Annotated in this window: 16 protein-coding genes; 14 read left to right on the forward strand and 2 right to left on the reverse strand. The window is 53.2% G+C overall.

The features are described 5' to 3' along the window. The first annotated feature begins 20 nt into the window (after window positions 1-20). From nuoI to R5L00_RS01315, 9 genes are all read left to right on the forward strand, one after another. Complete coding sequence (gene nuoI / locus R5L00_RS01275; RefSeq protein ID WP_317652951.1) at window positions 21-536, forward strand: NADH-quinone oxidoreductase subunit NuoI; 516 nt, start codon at window positions 21-23, stop codon at window positions 534-536. 46 nt (window positions 537-582) lie between these two features. Continuing rightward, the gene (gene nuoJ / locus R5L00_RS01280) at window positions 583-1,134 is read left to right on the forward strand and encodes an NADH-quinone oxidoreductase subunit J (RefSeq protein WP_317652952.1); all 552 of its coding nucleotides are present in this window, start codon (window positions 583-585) and stop codon (window positions 1,132-1,134) included. Further along, window positions 1,121-1,471: an NADH-quinone oxidoreductase subunit NuoK gene (nuoK, locus tag R5L00_RS01285; RefSeq protein ID WP_107692619.1), complete on the forward strand. Its 351-nt coding sequence runs from the start codon at window positions 1,121-1,123 to the stop codon at window positions 1,469-1,471. Before nuoJ ends, nuoK begins: the two co-directional genes overlap by 14 nt. A 1-nt stretch (window position 1,472) precedes the next feature. Continuing rightward, the gene (gene nuoL / locus R5L00_RS01290) at window positions 1,473-3,446 is read left to right on the forward strand and encodes an NADH-quinone oxidoreductase subunit L (protein ID WP_317652953.1); all 1,974 of its coding nucleotides are present in this window, start codon (window positions 1,473-1,475) and stop codon (window positions 3,444-3,446) included. Next, window positions 3,443-4,945, forward strand: coding sequence for an NADH-quinone oxidoreductase subunit M (nuoM, locus tag R5L00_RS01295; protein WP_317652954.1), 1,503 nt, complete (start codon window positions 3,443-3,445; stop codon window positions 4,943-4,945). The genes nuoL and nuoM overlap by 4 nt, the downstream gene beginning before the upstream one ends. After that, on the forward strand, window positions 4,942-6,453 hold the full coding sequence (locus tag R5L00_RS01300) for an NADH-quinone oxidoreductase subunit N (RefSeq protein ID WP_317652955.1): 1,512 nt from the start codon (window positions 4,942-4,944) through the stop codon (window positions 6,451-6,453). Before nuoM ends, R5L00_RS01300 begins: the two co-directional genes overlap by 4 nt. Before the next feature lie 95 nt (window positions 6,454-6,548). After that, entirely contained in the window at window positions 6,549-6,752 is a 204-nt protein-coding gene (locus R5L00_RS01305) for a DUF3330 domain-containing protein (RefSeq protein ID WP_107692615.1), read from the forward strand. A gap of 220 nt (window positions 6,753-6,972) precedes the next feature. Continuing rightward, the gene (locus tag R5L00_RS01310) at window positions 6,973-7,269 is read left to right on the forward strand and encodes a hypothetical protein (protein ID WP_317652956.1); all 297 of its coding nucleotides are present in this window, start codon (window positions 6,973-6,975) and stop codon (window positions 7,267-7,269) included. Window positions 7,270-7,599: 330 nt separating this feature from the next. Then, a complete protein-coding gene (locus R5L00_RS01315) occupies window positions 7,600-8,499 on the forward strand; it encodes an HNH endonuclease signature motif containing protein (RefSeq protein WP_317652957.1) in 900 nt (299 codons plus the stop codon). A gap of 75 nt (window positions 8,500-8,574) precedes the next feature. Here the strand turns inward: R5L00_RS01315 and R5L00_RS01320 are convergent, their stop codons facing one another. After that, complete coding sequence (locus R5L00_RS01320; protein ID WP_317652959.1) at window positions 8,575-8,853, reverse strand: hypothetical protein; 279 nt, start codon at window positions 8,851-8,853, stop codon at window positions 8,575-8,577. A 397-nt stretch (window positions 8,854-9,250) separates the two neighbouring features. On the opposite strand from R5L00_RS01320, the gene R5L00_RS01325 reads away from it, so the two are divergent. Beyond that, window positions 9,251-9,940: a hypothetical protein gene (locus R5L00_RS01325; protein WP_317652960.1), complete on the forward strand. Its 690-nt coding sequence runs from the start codon at window positions 9,251-9,253 to the stop codon at window positions 9,938-9,940. Here the strand turns inward: R5L00_RS01325 and R5L00_RS01330 are convergent. After that, window positions 9,937-10,167, reverse strand: a complete 231-nt coding sequence (locus R5L00_RS01330; protein ID WP_317652961.1) for a hypothetical protein — start codon at window positions 10,165-10,167, stop codon at window positions 9,937-9,939. The two genes, R5L00_RS01325 and R5L00_RS01330, sit on opposite strands and share 4 nt — an antisense overlap. A 288-nt stretch (window positions 10,168-10,455) precedes the next feature. On the opposite strand from R5L00_RS01330, the gene R5L00_RS01335 reads away from it, so the two are divergent. From R5L00_RS01335 to R5L00_RS01350, 4 genes are all read left to right on the forward strand, one after another. Continuing rightward, window positions 10,456-11,805: an integrase family protein gene (locus tag R5L00_RS01335; RefSeq protein WP_317652962.1), complete on the forward strand. Its 1,350-nt coding sequence runs from the start codon at window positions 10,456-10,458 to the stop codon at window positions 11,803-11,805. 76 nt (window positions 11,806-11,881) lie between these two features. Continuing rightward, window positions 11,882-12,931, forward strand: coding sequence for a hypothetical protein (locus tag R5L00_RS01340; protein ID WP_317652963.1), 1,050 nt, complete (start codon window positions 11,882-11,884; stop codon window positions 12,929-12,931). 193 nt (window positions 12,932-13,124) lie between these two features. After that, complete coding sequence (locus tag R5L00_RS01345; protein WP_317652964.1) at window positions 13,125-13,409, forward strand: hypothetical protein; 285 nt, start codon at window positions 13,125-13,127, stop codon at window positions 13,407-13,409. Beyond that, the gene (locus tag R5L00_RS01350; RefSeq protein WP_317652965.1) at window positions 13,409-15,715 is read left to right on the forward strand and encodes a phage/plasmid primase, P4 family; all 2,307 of its coding nucleotides are present in this window, start codon (window positions 13,409-13,411) and stop codon (window positions 15,713-15,715) included. The genes R5L00_RS01345 and R5L00_RS01350 overlap by 1 nt, the downstream gene beginning before the upstream one ends. Window positions 15,716-15,805 lie beyond the last annotated feature (90 nt).

Consider the following 15,805-nt stretch of genomic DNA (forward strand, 5'->3'; position numbering starts at 1 on the left):
TAGCTCCGGGAGAAGATTGCATGTGGAATTCCCTGAAGACAATGTGGATCATCTTTCTGCACATGTTCCACCGCCGGGTGACGATTCAGTATCCGGACGAGAAACCCAAGATCCCGCCGCGCTGGCGCGGACGCATCATCCTGAGCCGCGATCCGGATGGGGAGGAACGATGCGTTGCATGCTACCTCTGCGCGGCGGCCTGTCCGGTGGATTGCATCGCATTGCAGGCAACTGAGGATGAGCATGGGCGGCGCTATCCCGAGTTCTTCCGGATCAATTTTTCGCGTTGCATTTTCTGTGGGTATTGCGAGGAGGCATGCCCTACCGATGCGATCCAGCTTACGCCCGACTTCGAAATGGGCGAATACAACCGGAAAAACCTGGTGTACGAAAAAGAGGACCTTTTAATCGATGGCACCGGCAAATACCCTGGCTATAACTTCTACCGGGTAGCCGGGGTTGGAATCAGCGGCAAGCACAAGGGTGATGCCGAGAACGAGGCGCCGCCCGTAGACCCGCGTTCGCTGTTGCCTTGATCCGTACCTTAATGCGGATCTTGATTCCTGATTGGGGAGGGAGGCTATGGAAGCGACATTCTACTTATCCGCAGCAGTTGCCGTTGCAGCCACGCTGATGGTCGTTACACGGGCGAGTGCCGTGCATGCGCTGCTCTACCTGATCGTGTCCCTGCTCGCCGTTGCGGTCGTCTTTTTTGTGCTGGGGGCGCCGTTTGTCGCTGCACTGGAGGTCATTATTTACGCAGGCGCCGTCATGGTGCTGTTCGTGTTCGTGATAATGATGCTTAACCTCGGCAAGGCCGCAGCGGTTAAGGAGCGCGAATGGTTGAGCCCCGGCATGTGGATGGGCCCCGCCATACTGTCGGCGTTACTGCTGGCTGAACTGATTTATATCCTTGTGGGGAATGAAGGCGCCGCAATCGCCGGCAGGGCAGCGGTCGACTCCAGGGAAGTAGGTATTACGCTCTTCGGACCCTATCTCCTCGGTGTCGAACTGGCTTCGCTGCTGTTACTGGCGGGGTTGGTCGGCGCATGTCATCTCGGCTGGCACACCGAGTCAGGTTGGGGTTCACGTTCTGAGCCCCTTTCGGATAGGCGCGGCCATGAGCACGGCTGAGGCTGTCACGTCCGCCACTACCGCTGTTGCGGCCGCTATTCCCATGCATCACGGCCTGCTGCTCGCTGCAATCCTTTTCGTGCTGGGAATGGTCGGCATTCTGGTCAGACGCAACCTGATCTTCATCCTGATGTCGATTGAGATCATGCTAAATGCGGCCGGGCTTGCCTTCGTGGTTGCCGGTTCGCACTGGGCGCAGGCCGACGGTCAGGTAATGTTCATCTTTATCCTGTCTGTGGCGGCGGCTGAAGTCTCTGTCGGCCTGGCATTGCTGCTGCTGTTGCATCGCCGCTTCCAGACGCTGGATGCAGACGCGGTGAGCAAGATGCGGGGATAACGTGTTACCCCTGCTCTGGCTTATTCCCACGCTGCCTCTGGCCGGTTTCCTGATGCTGGCACTGGGCGGAAGCTACTTGAGCCGGCGCAGTGTCGCGGTAATTGGAACTGGCTCCGTGGCTCTCTCGGCACTCATCGCCATTCTGATCGCGATCGACTTCATCGCTGCAAGACCGCCGGGTCTCGCCTTTCAGCAGGAAGCATGGGTCTGGATCGCCACAGCCGATTTCTCGCCGAGGATCGGCTTTTATCTTGACGCGTTATCACTGGTAATGGCCCTGGTCGTGACCGTCATCGGTTTCCTGATCCACCTCTATTCCACGGAATTCATGATTGGCGATGACGGCTATGCGCGCTTTTTCGCCTACATGAATCTCTTTGTTGGCTCGATGTGTATCCTGGTTCTTGCCGACAATCTGCTGTTTCTTTACCTTGGCTGGGAAGGGGTGGGACTTTGTAGTTACCTGCTGATCGGATTCTGGTATCGGGACCCCGTCAATGGGCGCGCTGCGCGCAAAGCGTTTATCGTGACCCGGATCGGCGATACCGCTATGGCGATCGGCCTTTTTCTGCTGTTCACTCATCTGGGAACCCTTGATATCCAGCCGTTGATGCAGCGCGTGACGCAGCAGTGGCCGGAGGGGTCGGAGCTCGCTATTCTCGCTGCAGCACTTTTGCTTGCCGGTGCGGTGGGCAAATCTGCCCAGCTCCCGCTACAGACGTGGCTGCCTGACGCAATGGCCGGGCCTACGCCGGTGAGCGCGCTGATCCATGCCGCAACCATGGTAACGGCAGGCGTATATCTGATCGCCCGCACGCATGCGCTCTTTACGCTCGCACCAGTAGTGCAGCTTGCGGTAGCAGTGATCGGCGCCCTTACCCTGCTGCTGGCAGGGTTCAGTGCACTTGCCCAAAAAGACATCAAGCGCGTGCTCGCGTATTCGACCATCAGCCAGATCGGTTATATGTTCCTTGCTCTGGGAGTGGGCGCCTGGTCCGCAGCCATCTTTCACCTGATGACTCACGCCTTCTTCAAGGCTCTGCTGTTCCTGAGCGCAGGTGTGGTCATCATGAGCCTGCACGAGGAACATGATATTTTTCGGATGGGTGGGCTGAGGAAAAAACTTCCCGTTGCATTCTGGACTTTTCTAATTGGCAGCGCATCGCTCGCGGCGCTGCCGCTCATTACTGCGGGCTTCTACAGCAAGGACCTGATTCTTTGGCGGGCCTGGTCGTCAGCAGGAGGGAATCCATGGTTGTGGGCCGCGGGATGGGGGGGTGCAATATTGACTGGCCTCTACATCTTTCGCGTGGTGTTTCTCGTCTTTTTTGGCGAAGCGAGGACTGCGACGCCTCCCGAAACCAGACGGCCGGGGTTGCGCATAACTATACCGCTCATCGTTCTTGCAGCACTCTCTCTGGTTGGCGGATGGATTGAAACCCCACCTTTTCTCGGCAATTTAACGCTGTTTTCCAGCTTTATTCAGCATGCCTTGCCGTCGGCTCAGGTCGTTCATGGCGGTAAAAATGACGAAACCATTCTGGAGCTGCTCGCAATTGCTGCCTCTCTTGGCAGCATCGCGTTGGCGTACCTGTTGTTTTTGAGATATCCCGCCTTTCTCCATGGACTGATGTTGATCCCGGCATTGGCAAGAATCCGGAAGCTCTGGCATTTTGGCTGGGGTTTCGACCGTTTTTATGAGTTCCTGTTCGTCCGGCCCTATCTCTGGCTTGCGTACGCCGATCGGCACGACGTGATCGACAATATCTACAGCATGGCGATTTCATTCACACTCAGGTGGCTCCAGAAGGTCGATCGGCATGACGTGATCGACAATATCTACAGCGGCCTGGCCGAGCTTTGTCTGTTTCTCTATCGCGCCTTAAGTGCAACGCAAAGCGGACAGGTACGCCGCTACGCGGCGGCGATTGCCACCGGATCGATCGGTATTATATTCATCGGGATATTCGCATGATTCTCTCCGCATTAATTTTCATCCTGGTGGCCGGCGGTTTGCTGGCATGGATGGCGAATCTGTGGCATCCGGACTCTGCGAAGTGGGTTGCGCTGGCTACGGTGGGCATCGAGCTCGTATTGGCGATATGGCTTTGGCTGCAGTCTGCCAGCGCTATGGCTCTTCCCGCTCACGGGGGGTGGCTTGCCGAGACCAGGGCGGAGTGGATTCCGCGTTTCGGAGTGAGCTTTCATCTGGCCATGGATGGAATAAGCCTCATCCTGGTCGTGCTGACCGCTTTTCTGGGGGTGGTATCGGTGGCATGTTCCTGGACGGAAATCCAGGAGCGTGCTGGGTTCTTTTACTTAAACCTGCTATGGACGCTGGCAGGGGCTGTCGGCGTATTCCTTGCGCTGGACCTGTTTCTGTTTTTCTTCTTCTGGGAGCTGATGCTGGTGCCGATGTATTTCATGATTGCGATCTGGGGCCATGAGAATCGGCAGTATGCATCGATCAAGTTCTTCATTTTCGCCGAGGGGAGCGGTCTGTTCATGCTGGTAGCAATTCTTGCGCTGGTATTCGTCCACTACCGCGGCACTGGAGTCCTGACATTCGATTATTTCGAGCTGTTGAATACGGCCATGTCTCCCTCCACCGAGCTGTGGATCATGCTTGGCTTTTTCATTGCGTTCGCAGTCAAGGCGCCCATCGTGCCATTTCACACCTGGCTGCCGGACGCACACACCGAGGCGCCGACAGCAGGAAGCGTGATTCTTGCAGGGGTGCTGCTGAAAACCGGAACCTACGGGCTATTGCGCTTCGTTGTTCCGCTATTTCCCGAGGCGGCCGGGTATTTTGCCCCGGTGGCGATGGCGTTGGGAGCAACCGGAGTTCTCTATGGCGCTTTCCTGGCGTTCGCCCAGACGGATTTCAAGCGCCTCGTGGCCTACACCAGCGTGAGTCACCTGGGCTTTGCGGTGCTCGGGATATTCGCCTGGAATCCCTGGTCGCTTGGGGGGGCCGTGATGCAAATGATCGCGCACGGCATCAGTACGGGAGCACTGTTTGTAATCGCAGGCATTTTGCAGGAGCGGACCCACACACGCGATATGCGTCGCTTTGAAGGCCTGTGGAGCGTCATGCCGCGCCTGGCGGCAATGGGATTGTTTTTTGCCATTGCCGCGCTTGGGCTGCCGGGAATGGGTAATTTCGTCGGGGAATTCCTGGTACTGATGGGATTATACCGCGCCAGCAGCGTGCTGGCGTCCGTCGCGGGCGTGGCATTTGTCGCCAGTGTCGTGTATGCGCTTGCGCTGGTGCAGAAAACTTTCCATGGCGAGAATACCCATGGTTGGCAACTGCACGATCTATCAGGCCGTGAAATGGCGACCCTGTATTCAATGGCGGCGATTACCCTATGGCTGGGGCTGTATCCGCAGCCGGTGCTGGATGCCGCGCCAAACACCCCAAATAGTCCGCCTGCGATTGCTGTCGCTCGCCATGAGGTCAATGCGCAATGAACCCGCTACACTCCGACTCACTACACTCCGACCTCGTGGCCCTGTCCCCGCTCATCCTCCTTGCCGGGTCTGCGGTAGTGGTGATGCTGGCCGCAGCCTTTTACCGTCATCCCCGGCCGGTCATGATGTTGACACTCGCTGGGCTGGTTCTGTCATTTGCATCATTGTTTCTGTCCCAGGGCGGCGGGTCCCGTCAGGTCACGGCTCTGCTGGTCCTCGATACCTATGCGCTGTTTTTTATCGGGCTCATCTTCGCCGCGACCTTTGTCGTCGCAGTGCTGTGCTATCGCTACTTCGGCGGTTCTGAAAGCCGCCATGAGGCGCTTTACATCCTGTTACTGCTGGCCGCCCTTGGCGGTGGGGTTCTCGTGGCAAGCAGCCATTTTGCTTCGTTTCTCCTGGGTCTGGAACTGCTCAGCATTTCGTTGTTTGCATTGATCGCCTATCCGCGATTCACAGAGCGTCCTCTCGAAGCGGGGATCAAATACCTGATCCTGGCTGGATTCTCATCCGGATTGCTTTTGTTTGGCATGGCGCTGGTCTACGCGCAGCTCGGGACGATGCAGTTTGCGAAAATCGGAACAATGCTTACCGCGCCGGATCAGGCGTTGGAGCTCTACGGACTGGCCGGGCTCGCGCTGATTGTGACAGGTGTCGGATTCAAGCTGGCCCTCGTGCCCTTTCACATGTGGACTCCGGATGTATATGAAGGTGCACCCGCACCGATTACCGCATTCATCGCCACTGTTTCAAAGGGCGCCATGCTCGCCCTGCTACTGCGCTATTTCCTGATGGCGGGAGCGCACCAGTCGCAGCCGATCACGCTGGCATTGAGCCTGATTGCCGTCACGACAATCCTGGTTGGCAACCTGCTCGCCCTGCTGCAAGATAACATCAAGCGGATTCTTGCCTATTCCTCAATTGCCCAGCTTGGCTATCTGCTGGTCGGGTTTCTGGCTTTTGATCCGCTGGCAATCGAGGCGGTGGCTTATTTTCTTACGGCCTATTTTGTCACTATGCTGGGTGCGTTTGGTGTGGTAACGGTATTGTCGGGCGGGTTCAATAACGGATCCGAGGGCGAATCCCAGCGCGTAGCGGAAAGGGATAGCGACAGGCTTGCGGATTATGCGGGTCTATTCTGGCACAGACCGTGGCTCGCGGGGGTGTTTACCGCCATGCTACTGTCGTTGGCCGGAATTCCGCTGACGATGGGCTTTATCGGTAAGTTCTACATATTAACGGCTGGCGTGGAAGCATCGTTGTGGATACCTGTGATTGCATTGGTTGTTGGCAGCACCATCGGGCTCTTCTATTACCTGCGTATTATCGCAGTGATGTGTGCGCCGGGTTCCCAGGCAATCACTGAACCAACCATGAGGCCCGTTGCATCACCCTCCCTTGGGGAAAGTGTGACGCTGGCGGCGCTGGCGTTATTGCTTATATGGCTGGGCGTCTTTCCGGCTCAGCTTATTGATGTGCTTGAAGGAACGGTGGTGGATTTGACTTGATTACCGGTGCTTCGTCTGTTTGTCACAATGCAAAAGGTGGGGCGGGGCAAAAGGTGGGTGGGAATGAGGCAGGTTGAAAATAGGGAGCTTCAAAAATGCGTGAACCGGAAATACCATCTGATCCCGATAGGGTGGCATGCAAGGTCTGTTTCAAGGAAATCCCTTTATCCGAAGCAGTTAATGAAGAAGCGACCGATTACGTCCTGCATTTTTGCGGATTGGATTGTTACGCGAAATGGAAAACTCAGGAAAAGGATTATGGTTCAGGCAACTCACCAGGAAAAAAGTTATCGTCGTAAAAGGCAGAAAACGGTTTTCTGTTGCGGAATTGATGCGTCGCGGCCGGGCAACGTCCGGCCGGCACACTCAAGATGCGCGAGACGGATATCCGCGAGGGCACCCTGGCTGTGAAGCAGGGCAAGGGCGGGAAGAAATTGCGTTTGATGTTGACGAAAGATGGCGTGCCCAACGAGCTGGGCGACTGATTGAGACCTTCCTGGAGAGGAAGCGCGAGACAGTGTGCGCAACTTGGCGCTGATCATTTCAAAAGGCGGGTATGCGTTGACCACATCGGGCCTGGACAACGGCTTCGAGCGTGCAAGAATCAAGGCAGCGGCAGCTGCTGACCAGCGCGGTCAAGCCGATCTTGCAGCAAGAATTAGGGGATTTCAGTTCCGGGATCTGCGTGCGAAGGCCGGAACGGAGAAAGTAGATAGCGACGGACTGGTAGAAGCAAAACGCCAGCTAGGCCATTCTTCCGTCAAAATGACCGAGCATTACGTCCGCCTGGGCCAGATCGTCACGCCTACCAAATGACATATTTCCTTCATATTTGCGGACCAACCATGCTTTTGCGGACCGAAATAATATGCGGAAAATCGCTGAAAGCCTTACGAATATTGGCTCCCCGACCAGGGCTCGAACCTGGGACCTGCGGATTAACAGGCTACCGGCTCAATCTTTTCACTTCAACTACTTAAGACCGTTTTTGCTCCGCAATTATGCCACAACCACCTCTAGGAAAGCCGCATGAATAATGAGACCGATTGTTTTTGCGGAGCAAAAATCGTATCTTTTGCAGTGAAAGCTCTACAATAAACTTTTCCTTGAAATCGAGCAGCGCCAGCAAAGTCGGTGCTTTTATTTATGGCGCAATATCAACGAAAGATCGGCAAAGCACTAAAGCGGCAGCTGATTAAGGAAGCAGGAGCGAAATGCGCGAATCCGGGGTGCACAACGCAGCGAGTCGAGATCCATCACATCAAGCAATGGGCGGTCTATAAATGCCACAACGGCCCCGACATGATCGCACTGTGTCCTACCTGCCACGACTACGCTCATAACGGTACGTTGACGATCAGCGATGAGACGCTGTACGAGTGGAAGCAGATTGTCAGGAACGGTTCGCGAACAAGAGCGTCGCAAATCTTTGTAGAACCCGCGAATCAGTTAAAACTTTTGATGGGAAGCTTCGCGGTTGTGACGAAGCATGACAACACGTGCGTCTTTAAGCTTTCCAACCGCAACCGGTTAGAGATGCGGATTCTTGATGATGATCTTCTGCAACTCAGCACTAGACTTTATACAGGCAAGGGGGAGGAGGTCCTTCGTGTAGTTGAAAATCATGTGCGAGTACGCGATAGTGACGTCATATTCGATTCGCGGCCTGGGCACGTCCGCGTCATGGTTCCCGCTAATGAAAGGTATCTTGATAAGTTAGTGGTTGACCACATACGGGGCTTCGATCCCACCTACGCTGCCGAGGATAAGATTGTCGCTATTGATATTGAAGTGGTGGCACCAGGACTGATTCGCATACAAGGATATTGGCCTTCCGATGAGGTAACCATAGTTATCGACCAGAACTCGATGTTCATATATCGACCAAATCCTCCCGGCGCAATCGCAATACGCGGGTACCAAAGACGCGCTCAATTCATCCACGACGGGCCGATAACGATGGATGCATTATTCGGTTTTACCCCTGACCAAAATGCAGGATTTAGTTTCCCGCCGTGGGGAGCAGTACCTGGTTCTCTGGAATGAAACCGTTGTCGGATGGCAGTTACGGCCCTTGATTAAGAAATGGGTGAACTTGGCGAATAGCACAGCAAATGGAGGCTATTCCTGCTGCTTCAGTGAGTACCCTCGGGCGACCAGGCAAGCGTGCTTGATTTCGCCGCGCCTCACACCGGTTGATATGTCGTTCGCAATGGTGCCTGACATATCGCTAGTAATAGATCCGCTCGGTGCGCTGCCCGTTGCCTTAACCGCTTCGAACTCACATTCCGCAAAGTCTTGCTGTTCACGGTGGGCATTATTTCCCGACTTGAAGTAAACCATGGGGCCTGCACAAGCAGATATCAGAATTGCGACGATGGCAAGCGAGAGTAATTTCATATGAGAGATGATATCTGGGTTAATGAAGAGCTTGAGCATGCCCGAATGCGCTCAGGAATGTCAAGCGACTATGCCGCTGAACCTTCAAGCACCGCGGCATCACACTCAATCACGGTCACTCTCCCCTGCTCCCTCTCCCACGCCTCTCGCTGCCCCTGCAACCCTAGCGCCCATTCCCTGCACTCGTCCCGCTTGAGGGGGGCACCAAACCGGGTGAATCAAAAATCATGGCGACGGCAGGCAGCATGAACAGTGGCGCGCAGCATGATGGGAGAGGATTACCGTGAGATAGGAGTCAGATGGAAGCAATACAGGCGGTAGAAGGAAGAGGCCAATTTGGTATCTTCTAACCTAATAGAGTACCATCCCCCGCCTTGACTCATGCTCATATTCAACAATGCTGAACGAAAACGAAAAAGGATGGTTCGAGCATCCGGACAGCTACCGCATTCTTATGAATCGTCGATGGGACCTCGAAGACCTATATCACGTTCCGCATGCATTTCAGCAATGCTACTCCTTTATCTATTGCTTTCATGCTGAGGTCCGCCCAATCAGCAGTGATCGCATTGAGTCCGCGCTTCGCAGTTACCCTTGGAGAGGTGGATATAGCTACGTAAACCTTTATACGATCCTACGCAACCAGATCGAATGGCGCGACAGGCCGAGAGTCGCAGGCATTATTTATGGTTCACCTGGTTGGATCGACCTAGCACTGAATCTGGATGTTGCCCTGGAGGTCGCGAAGTCTGTAACGGCACTTTCAGCAGCATTGGTTGTAGCAGCCAAATCATACGCAACGTTAGTTCGAACATTGTCCCGTATCAAATCCGAACGCAAAAAGAACCAGCTGGAGTTCCTCAAGCTAAGCAATCAGGAAAGTGTAGAGCTGAAGAAGCTTTGCAATAATCACGCTAAGCTCTTAGGCTTTGAAAGTCTGGAGGCACTTAATAAGTCCACCGGCAGTTGGGATATCACCGCGAGCATGCTGCTGGCTCATCATCGCCGCTTGAAGCAGCTTGTCGATTATATGGAAGATGGCAAGATCAATTTACCTACTGATGGCAACAACAATAGGGACGACTAATGTCCCCCTGTTTCATTTTGCATTCTTTCCCCTGCCTCCCGCTGCGCCTGCCATCCTAACGCCCACTCCCGGCACTCGTCTCGCTTGACGCGGGTGCGATTGGCTTGAAGCGCGTAGTCGAAAAGATACTTTTCAGTTCTTTCTGGAAGTCGTACCCAATCAGCTCGTCCTCCTCCGTTATCGACTTGGGGAAGGCGAGCGAGCAATGGCTCAAAGGGATCAGTCATTTATTATCCCGCCCCCAGGTTGGAGGACTTAATTTGGTGGAATTACATCGAATAAAAATAATTGCGGAGCAAACTTCATTTTGCGGAGCAGAATTCGTTTCGTGAAATCGCCGAAACGCTTACTGGTATTGGCTCCCCGACCAGGGCTCGAACCTGGGACCTGCGGATTAACAGTCCGAAAAGTTTTAGATTGAAGGACCTAAATTAATATTGATGAAGCCCCGCCAAACCCTTTATTCACGCCCCTTCTTCCCTCTTCCCAGCTCCTGAACTATTGATTCTGATGTATTGATATGGTACAAGTTTACTTACACCATTACTTACACAGGAATCGGCAACGTGGCCAGAGAGAAACTTACACCAAACAGAATTTCCGGCTTCGCGCTCCCGGCTGGCACCAAACAAGCCTTTCTATGGGATACAGAAACAAAAATGCTCGCGGTACGTGTGACAGGTGGTGCCAAGGCGTATATCTTTCAAAGTCCATTCATTGGTACAGATATACGGATGACAATAGGCAGTGTCGATGTATGGGACATTGGTAGCGCCCGAAAGGAAGCCAGACGGCTTCAATCACTCATTGATCAGGGAATAGATCCCCGTCTGGCGAAAGCCAATAGCCTTCGTGAAGCGAACGTTGTACGAAAAAAGCAGCAGCATTTGGATGTAACTGTTGCTGAAGCCTGGGCAACCTATATCAACTGTCGCAAGCCCAGCTGGAGTGCGCGGCACCTGCTCGACCACCAAAACATATCTCGCCTCTGCGGAAGCGAGCGTGCGCGAGGACAGGGATCGAAACAAGCAGGCCCTCTCGCCGCCCTGATGACCCTCAAGCTTTCCGCTGTTACACCAGAGGTTGTATCGGCATGGATGCAAAAAGAGAACACCCAACGTCCTACTTACGCTGCCCTAGCCTATCGTTTGTTGCGCGCTTTCGTACGATGGGCAGCAGAGGAAAATGAATTCAAGGCGGCAGTTGATGTTAACGCTGTGGGCGCAAGAGTTACTAGAAATAATGTAAGGAGCGTGAAACCGAAGGATGGAGACTGCCTGCAGCGCGAACAGCTAGCGCTCTGGTTTAAAGCGGTTCGGGAACTAGGTAACCCTGTACAAGCTGCCTATCTGCAAGCATTATTGCTCACAGGAGCCCGCCGTGAAGAATTAGCGTCTCTTAAGTGGGAGCAAGTAGACTTTAAATGGAATTCAATTGCTATACGTGACAAGGTAGAGGGCGAGCGTATAATTCCTTTAACGCCCTTTGTTTCCAACTTGCTGATGAGCCTTCCCCGCCGTAGCGAATGGGTTTTTTCAAGCCCTTCGGCCAAATCTGGCCGAATTCAAGAACCCCGCATTGCCCATAACCGTGCACTGAATTCCGCAGGCCTGCCCCATCTCTCGTTACATGGTCTGCGCCGCTCATTCGGCACCCTAGCAGAATGGATCGAATGCCCGGCGGGAGTGATCGCCCAAATCATGGGCCACGCTCCTAGCGCCATTGCCGAAAAGCACTATCGGCGACGCCCGCTAGATCTATTGCGAGTATGGCACAGCCGAATAGAGGCATGGATTGTTAAAGAAGCAGGTTTTCCTGAAACGACAGACGTTACGCATCGCATAAATCTTGTTAGGGCTGTCTAATTTTCGAAGCTTCTTTTCCCGTGCTCGGTTCTTAGAACCAGGACGGCTGTTCAGCTAGCCACGCTCAAGGCCTGTAATGCTTCCTACTCATTTGGCAATCGACACGGCGGTCTCGCTGATTCGCGAGAAATGCGGTGATCACGTCACACTGGATTGGATGTTGCAACACGCACACCAAGGCAACATTGAGCTGTTCGCCTTAGTGCGGGAACCGGTCTATTTCATAGAAAGAGTAGAAAGCCCCGTGCTTCCCTGCGACAGTAACAAACCCGTAGGGACTAGCGTCCGAAAAATATCTGGACCACCGTGGCCGCCACTTCAGGCTGCAATGCGGGGCTGGATCAATATTAGCCGTGAGGAAATGGAGCAGCTGAACAAGGAGCACGCCGATAGCAAGCCAACCCAGCCTGATTCAGCAATAACAAATGCTATGAAAAACACGTCGATAGTTGAGTGTCTCGCTGTTGCTGAGTATGTGTTAGTAGAACCAGTTTGGGCAGGAAGAATTTTTGCCTCAAGAGAAAATCCACGAGTGACCCACGTTGACCGGCTATCCATTAAAGGCGAAATAAGGTTGATCCTCAATAAGCAGGCTGTCAGTTCACAATATTGGGCAGATGTAGGTCTGACATCGCTTGCCAATCGGATAAAAGGATGGAATTGGGAGCAGAGAGGCTGGCGGGTGACCGAGAAGGATCTTTATGTAAAAACATGTGACTTGGATCAGTTATTTGTTAAGTTCGTCCCGGTTCCGGCTTCAGGGGAGCCTGAAATATCCGAGAAAGATCAAAAAAGGCTAGCTAGCTCCCAAAAACAAGAGAAGGCACTCGTCCCTTTGACAACGAGTGAAATGAAACCTGACCAATGGCCTTCACCCTATTGTAATCTCCGTAACGCAATGGAAGATGGCGCCCTTTGGCTGAGGGAAGCCCGCATCACCCCTGGCTCTCGTGGAAAATCTGCAACGTGGAATCCTGCTCGCCTCGCTCTTTGCCTTTTAAAAAAAGCTACCAATAAAACCTGGAAAGTCCGCCAGGACGACCTGGAAGCGTTCCTAATCGACAACTTTCCTAAATATATTGATGAGTGGTATAGCAAAACGCCCGCCCCATCTTCGTATGATTAACACGATTCTCTAAATACCGCTCACTGCATCGGATTAACTCACAACTAGCGGTATTAAATACCGCTCACTGCGCGAAGAACCGCAGAAATGCTCGAAGGTAATACCGCGGTATTTCCTCCAGGGGCGTTAAAAACGAGCGGTAATATCTAATACACCCATCGCTGTGTAAACAGCATTGATGGAGTGTATTAGCATGGACGACGCAACTATCAAAGCCTTCCGCTGCGCACTTGAGCGGATAGGGATGGATGAAAAAAGCACCACTGCCCTCCTCGGTGCCTTCACGAGTACTTCATGCGATGATCAGAGCACAGAGGAGTTGGCCAAAGGCCTAGAAGTCAAGTCCCAAAGTATCCACGCCCGTGTTTCACGCTTTGGAAGTTACTACGGCCTGCGTCCCATAAAGCTTCCTAATGGACGGCTACGTTGGCCCGGCGACAGCAAGGAACTTCTGAAACGCCAGGGTAAGAAAGTCTAATGTCCCGGACAGATATCGGCCGGGCCATCAATGCACTGATGGCTATCCCCTCTGATTTACCCTACCCGGAGTGGTTTAAGGCCGGGTGTGGCGCTATAGCTGCAGGTCTTTCGATAGACGATATCGACGCCTGGAGCTCAACTGGTAGCAATTACAAAGGCCGGCCGGATGTTGAGAAGACATTCCGTAACATTACGCCAGAGGGGGGAATAACACGTGCTACCTTGATTCACATGGCCCAGCAGTACGACTATACGGTGGTAGGAAACCGCCGCTCCTCGCCTCATCCGCGTACTCCTAAAAAACCTCGTTTTACACGCCCAATTCCCAGTAGTTCTGAAATCCTTGCCGAGGTTGTTGAGAATTGCGAACCAGCAAGCGCGGCACAACCCTACATCGAGAAGAAGAAAGGGTTGCCTGGGTTGTTTGTTTATAAGGGGACTAAAACAATCCACGGCTATGACTGCAACGGCGCACTCGTGCTGCTCCTAAGCGATCTTGACCGTAACGTGGTAGGAGCACAATTTATCCCTCTCGAAGGAAAAAAGGTCTATCCGCTCGGAACTAAGCTGCCAGCAGAAGCTTGCCTTGTTATAGGCGGGGAACTGCGGGAAGGCGGTACAGCGTATATCGTTGAGGGCATCGGGCAGGCCTGGACCGTGCATCAAGCTACCGGTGCACTTGCAGTTGTTTGCTTTGGGAAAGGGCGAATGGCAGGGGTCGCCAAAGCAATACACGCTAGATACCCTAATCTTCGGCTCATCATTGTTCCAGACGGAAACGGCCAAACCGAGGCCGCAAAAATCGCGCTTGCCGTGGGCGGAGTATTTGTTGAGGTGCCTTCTGGTTGGCCGGCCAACTACGATATCAACGATTTTCACAAAGAAACAGGCAGTCTTAAAGCTGTCGAATCGATGCTTAAATCTGCTAAAGCACCAGGGGTGGCAGATCAGAACACCATCGGTCTCGAAAGAGGCAATACGCTTAACGATTCAGGAAACGCTGCTCGATTGGTAACGCAGTTTGGGCACGACATACGATGGCTCCCCCATATCAGGAAATGGATGATTCGCAACGGACAATACTGGGAAATTAACGAAGATGGGGCTATTGAGCGGTTCGCCACAGCCACTGCTGCATCCATCTACGAGGAAGCGAGAAAGGAGCGGGACGCGGATAAAGCTAGAAACATCGGTAAATGGGCAGGCTCTTCCCTTTCCCAACCAAGGCTAAAAGCAATGATTGAGCTCGCAAAATCCGAACTCAACATGTCGGTACCGATGTCGGCACTTGATCAAAACGGCATGCTGCTCGGTACTCCATCCGGAGTTGTCGACCTGAAAACCGGAAAGCTGTGTGAGGCAACTCCGCTAGATTACATCACGAAGATAACTGGCGCCCCCTATGTACCCGGCGCTACATGCCCAAATTGGAAGAAATTCATTGACAGGTCTTTTTCTGGCAATCAAGCCGTCATTAAATTGGTTCAGCGGGCTGTCGGTTATAGCCTGACCGGTACGACCATTGAGCAGCTCATGTTTTTTATTTACGGCGGCGGCTGTAATGGGAAAAGCGTGTTTTTGGAAACGCTCCGTGTCGTGTTTGGCAGCTATGCAATGCAAGCCCAGGCGGAAATGTTGATGCAGAGCAAAGGGGAGCGCGCCAGCAACGACATCGCACGTTTACGGGGAGCACGAATGGTCTCTGCAATAGAAATTGAGGACGGATGCCGATTATCTGAAGCGTTGGTCAAGCAGCTAACAGGAGGCGATCAAATAGCGGCCCGCTTCCTCTTTGGGGAGTATTTTGAATACAAGCCGGCGTTCAAGATTTGGCTGGCGGCAAACCACAAGCCCATCATTCGAGGAGATGATCGGGCGATATGGCGTCGCATATGCTTGATACCCTTTTTAGTCACTATTCCCGAGCAAGAACTGGACAAACAGTTATCGTCCAAACTCGCAGCTGAAGCTCCCGGGATTCTGCAGTGGGCTATAGAAGGCTGTCTGGAATGGCAAGGCATCGAATTGAGCCTGCCGCCTGAAATAATTGAGGCTGTTGATCAATATAGGTCCGACATGAATGTTTTCCACCGGTGGCTTGATGAGCGGTGCGAAAAAGGACCGGGGAAATCGATAGGTGCTGAAGCGGCATTTAAAAGCCAATGTGAGTGGGCCGAACAGAACGGCTTTACCGCTTTAACCAACCGAAAATTTGCCGATAAATTGCTTGAGCATGGCTTTGCCAAAAAAAGGGGAAACGTTGGTTACAAATATCTGGGCCTGACGTTATTGAGAAAATCTTAGTGTGCACTTTGTGCACCCTGTGCACCTTTTTTAACAGAGTCTCTCTATTAAATTAAAAAATAAGAAACTTTACAGAAAAGGGTTCACAAG

The organism is Nitrosospira sp. Is2, from assembly GCF_033095785.1.
Classification (GTDB): Bacteria; Pseudomonadota; Gammaproteobacteria; order Burkholderiales; family Nitrosomonadaceae; genus Nitrosospira.

What these genes read in the sequence shown, in the direction of transcription:
- R5L00_RS01315 (WP_317652957.1), top strand. Translation starts at nt 7,600, where the DNA reads ATGGCGCAATATCAACGAAAGATCGGCAAAGCACTAAAGCGGCAGCTG.
- R5L00_RS01345 (WP_317652964.1), top strand. Translation starts at nt 13,125, where the DNA reads ATGGACGACGCAACTATCAAAGCCTTCCGCTGCGCACTTGAGCGGATA.
- R5L00_RS01340 (WP_317652963.1), top strand. Translation starts at nt 11,882, where the DNA reads ATGCTTCCTACTCATTTGGCAATCGACACGGCGGTCTCGCTGATTCGC.
- nuoK (WP_107692619.1), top strand. Translation starts at nt 1,121, where the DNA reads ATGAGCACGGCTGAGGCTGTCACGTCCGCCACTACCGCTGTTGCGGCC.
- R5L00_RS01305 (WP_107692615.1), top strand. Translation starts at nt 6,549, where the DNA reads ATGCGTGAACCGGAAATACCATCTGATCCCGATAGGGTGGCATGCAAG.
- nuoM (WP_317652954.1), top strand. Translation starts at nt 3,443, where the DNA reads ATGATTCTCTCCGCATTAATTTTCATCCTGGTGGCCGGCGGTTTGCTG.
- R5L00_RS01330 (WP_317652961.1), bottom strand. Translation starts at nt 10,167, where the DNA reads ATGACTGATCCCTTTGAGCCATTGCTCGCTCGCCTTCCCCAAGTCGAT.
- nuoI (WP_317652951.1), top strand. Translation starts at nt 21, where the DNA reads ATGTGGAATTCCCTGAAGACAATGTGGATCATCTTTCTGCACATGTTC.
- R5L00_RS01300 (WP_317652955.1), top strand. Translation starts at nt 4,942, where the DNA reads ATGAACCCGCTACACTCCGACTCACTACACTCCGACCTCGTGGCCCTG.
- R5L00_RS01325 (WP_317652960.1), top strand. Translation starts at nt 9,251, where the DNA reads ATGCTGAACGAAAACGAAAAAGGATGGTTCGAGCATCCGGACAGCTAC.
- R5L00_RS01320 (WP_317652959.1), bottom strand. Translation starts at nt 8,853, where the DNA reads ATGAAATTACTCTCGCTTGCCATCGTCGCAATTCTGATATCTGCTTGT.
- R5L00_RS01350 (WP_317652965.1), top strand. Translation starts at nt 13,409, where the DNA reads ATGTCCCGGACAGATATCGGCCGGGCCATCAATGCACTGATGGCTATC.
- nuoJ (WP_317652952.1), top strand. Translation starts at nt 583, where the DNA reads ATGGAAGCGACATTCTACTTATCCGCAGCAGTTGCCGTTGCAGCCACG.